Raw genomic sequence first — 3,388 nt, 5'->3', positions numbered from 1 at the left:
GCCGGCTGCCGCACGGGGACGCCGCCGCCTCGGAGATGCCCGGCGCCCCGTCGGCCGCCGCCCGGGGCCGCCCCCGGGTGTCACGGTCGGCCGATGCGCTCCCCGGGCACGGTGATGTCGCGCGTGGTCCCCGCCGGGTGCGGATCGCGGCCGGGCGTGGCCGGGGCGGCGTCCAGCTGCGCGGTGATGACCAGGGTGCCTTCCTCCATCCGGTAGTCGAGGGGGAGGCCCAGCCCGCGCATGGCGGCGACCATCCCGGTGTTGGACGCCTGCGTCACGGCGTAGACGTGGGCGCAGCCCGCCTCCACGGCCATCGCCACCAGCCGGCCGAGCAGTTCGCCGCCGATGCCCCGGTGCTGCCAGGCGTCCTCGACGATCAGCGCCACCTCCGTCTCGTCGCCGTCCCACAGCAGGTGGCCCAGGCCGACGATGCGGCCCGAGGCGGTCTGCGCGGCCAGGGTGCGGCCGAAGCGGGGGCCGAGCAGGTGGCGCAGGTAGCGGTCGGCGTCCCCGACCGGGCCGTGGTAGCGCATCCGCAGGGTCTGCGCCGAGCACCGCGCGTGCATCTCCCGCGCGGCGGGGACGTCGGAGGTGTCCGCCCGCCGCACGGTGATGTCCCTGCCCTCCGCCAGCGTCAGCACGTCCCGGCCGGGAGGCAGCCGCGGGCCGAGCCGGGTGTCCAGTTCCACCAGTGCCCGGGCCCGGGCGAACTCCGTGGGCGTGAACGGCAGATGAGGCCGCTCGACGATGATCGTCCCACCGTCGGGGGCCCGCAGCCGCATCACGGTGTCGCCCAGGGAGTCCTCCACCGGGGCACCACCGCCCGCCGGGCGCCCGGCCGGTGACGCGGCGGGCAGCGAGCGGATCGTGCAGCGTCCCAGCAGCCGGCGCAGACCGAGCGGGAGTTCGGCCGCGTCCAGAGCGGTGCGGGCGGCCAGTCCCAGCACCCGGGTCGGGGTGTCCACGAGGTCGTGCGCGTCGGCCCGCTCGATCCAGGTGTCCGCGCCCCCGGCGGCCGTCACGGCGGCCGAGAGATCGGCGCCGGCCAGCCCGGCCGGGGCGCGCAGCAGGAACTCGTCCACCGTGGCGGCGCCCAGCGGGTGCGTCTGCAGGCTCAGGATGTCGACCTGCCGCCCGGCGAGCGCCGTGCACAGGGCGGCCAGCGATCCCGGCCGGTCCTCCACCGTGGTCCGCATCCGCCACAGGGCACCCTCGGGGCGCGCGCCGCCGGTATCCGGTTCCGCCGGTTCCGGTGGTGCGTGACCGTGACGCCGTGTCCGCCAACTCCGCAGCAGCATCCTGAACGTGCCGGCGGAGGCGGCCGGGCGCCGGGCGGCGCGGCCCTCGGGGGCGGTGGGCGTCACATCGGACATGTCTCGGCTCATGCACCCACTGTGGTGGCAGCGTGTTTCGTGATCACGAACGTGCTGTGACCGGTGGGTAAAGAGTTCTTATGCCCTGATTGCGGCCCTCGCCGCTCGTGCCCCCGTCACTGCCCGACCCGCCCCGGCACCAGCCGTTTCGTGTACAGCACGGTGCCGTCCTGCTCCCGCAGCCGGACCGTCAGCTCCGCGCTGTCGCCGTCGATGTCGACCTGGCCGAAGAACTGGTACCCGCCGGCGGGCGAGACGTTCGACGCGGTGGGCGCCTTGACGAACACCCGCTCCGGGCCGAAGGTCCCGTCGAGCGCCACCGCGGGGAAGGCCCCGGCGTTGAGGGGCCCGGAGACGAACTCCCAGAAGGGCTCGAAATCCCCGAACGCCGCCCGCTCCGGCCGGTAGTGCTGTGCCGAGGTGTGGTGCACGTCCGCCGTCAGCCACACCGTGCCGGTGATCCGCCGGTGCTTCACGAACCGCAGCAGTTCCGCGATCTGCAGCTCGCGCCCGAGCGGCGCCCCCGGGTCACCCTGGGCCACCGCCTCCACGTGCTGCCGCCCCTCGGTGGTGTCCGGCACCACCAGCCCGATCGGCATGTCCGCGGCGATCACCTTCCACACCGCCCGGGAGCGAGCCAGCTCCCGCTTCAGCCAGTCCAGTTGCTCACGGCCGAGGATGCCCTGCGGGTCCACGGTCTGACGGCCGGGGGAGTTGGCGTTGCGGTGGGTGCGCATGTCCAGCACGAACACGTCGAGCAGCGGACCCTGCCGCAGCACCCGGTACATCCGGCCCTCGCGCGCGCCGGGCCGGGGGGCGGACGTCGGGAAGTACTCGCCGAAGGCGCGCCGGGCCCGGGCCGCCAGCACGTCGACGCGCTTCTCCGTGTAACGGGTGTCCGTGTCGGCGATCCGCTGGCCGGGATACCAGTTGTTGCGCACCTCGTGGTCGTCCCACTGGACGACCGACGGCACCCGGGCGTTGAACCGGCGCAGGTTCTCGTCGAGCAGGTTGTAGCGGAAGGCGCCGCGGAACTCCGCCAGGGTCTCCGCGACCTTCGACTTCTCCTCGGTGGTGATGTTGCGCCACCGGGTGCCGTCGGGCAGCTCCTGGGTGGGGGCGATCGGACCGTCGGCGTAGATCGTGTCGCCGCTGAACAGGAAGAAGTCCGGGTCCAGCCGCTCCATGGCGTCGAAGATCCGGTAGCCGCCGAAGTCGGGGTTGATGCCCCAGCCCTGCCCGGCCAGGTCGCCCGACCACACGAACCGGACGCCGTCGCGCCGGCGCACCGGCGCGGTGCGGAAGCTGCCGGTGACGGGTGCGCCGGAGCGGCGCGGGTCGTCCGGGTCGGACAGGGTCACGCGGTAGTGGATCCGCTCACCCGGCGGCAGCCCCCGCAGCCGGGCGGTGCCGGTGAAGTCCGTGCCCGCACCGAGCAGCGGGCCGCGCCACCTCCGCGGGTTGCGGAACGACTCCGTCGGCGAGGTCTCCACCAGCATGCGGGCGGGCCGGTCCGAACGCACCCACACCAGCCCGGAGTCGTGGGTGACCTCGCCGGTCTGCACACCCCAGGGCGCGTCCGGGCGTCCGGACCGGGCGAAGGCGGGGGCCTGCCCGAGGACGGGGGAGAGGGCCAGGGCCGCGGAGGCCGCGACCGAGTCGCGCAGCACGGCACGGCGGGCGGGGAACTGACGGTGCGACATGGACTGCGCCTCCAGGAGCGGGATCCGGTCAGTGTGCGCCGTCAGATGTACTCCGGCGGCGCGGCACGCACCCGAACACCACATGAACAACCGGTTCGCACGCCGGCCTGCTGCGCGGGCGACGCACTCGACGGCCGGTCGGGCGGCGCACGCACCGGCTGGCGCCGGGCAGCGATCCGTCCGCTCGCGTGGGAGGGTGCCTGCGGTTCGCCCGCGCGGGAGGGTGCCCGCGAGCCGTCCCTCTCCGTGAGCCGTCCACCCCGTGTGCGAGGGCGCCCGCGGTCCGTCCGCTCGCGCGGGAGGGTGCGCGTG

2 protein-coding genes are annotated in these 3,388 nt (G+C 74.9%); both read right to left on the bottom strand.

Going from position 1 to position 3,388, the window contains the following annotated elements:
- Nucleotides 1–80: 80 nt before the first annotated feature.
- The gene (locus tag G3I53_RS15930; protein WP_239063923.1) at nt 81–1,298 is read right to left on the bottom strand and encodes a GNAT family N-acetyltransferase; all 1,218 of its coding nucleotides are present in this window, start codon (nt 1,296–1,298) and stop codon (nt 81–83) included.
- 191 nt (nt 1,299–1,489) lie between these two features.
- The gene (locus G3I53_RS15925) at nt 1,490–3,076 is read right to left on the bottom strand and encodes an alkaline phosphatase D family protein (RefSeq protein WP_164337702.1); all 1,587 of its coding nucleotides are present in this window, start codon (nt 3,074–3,076) and stop codon (nt 1,490–1,492) included.
- Nucleotides 3,077–3,388: the final 312 nt, after the last annotated feature.

This window comes from Streptomyces sp. SID14436, from assembly GCF_010548465.1.
Taxonomy (GTDB): Bacteria; Actinomycetota; Actinomycetes; order Streptomycetales; family Streptomycetaceae; genus Streptomyces.
Note: the sequence above shows the minus strand (reverse complement) of the source record. Positions and strands in the feature narration are given on the sequence as shown.

Excerpts from the sequence above, each read along its gene's own strand:
- G3I53_RS15930 (WP_239063923.1), bottom strand. The coding sequence starts at position 1,298 with ATGCTGCTGCGGAGTTGGCGGACACGGCGTCACGGTCACGCACCACCG.
- G3I53_RS15925 (WP_164337702.1), bottom strand. The coding sequence starts at position 3,076 with ATGTCGCACCGTCAGTTCCCCGCCCGCCGTGCCGTGCTGCGCGACTCG.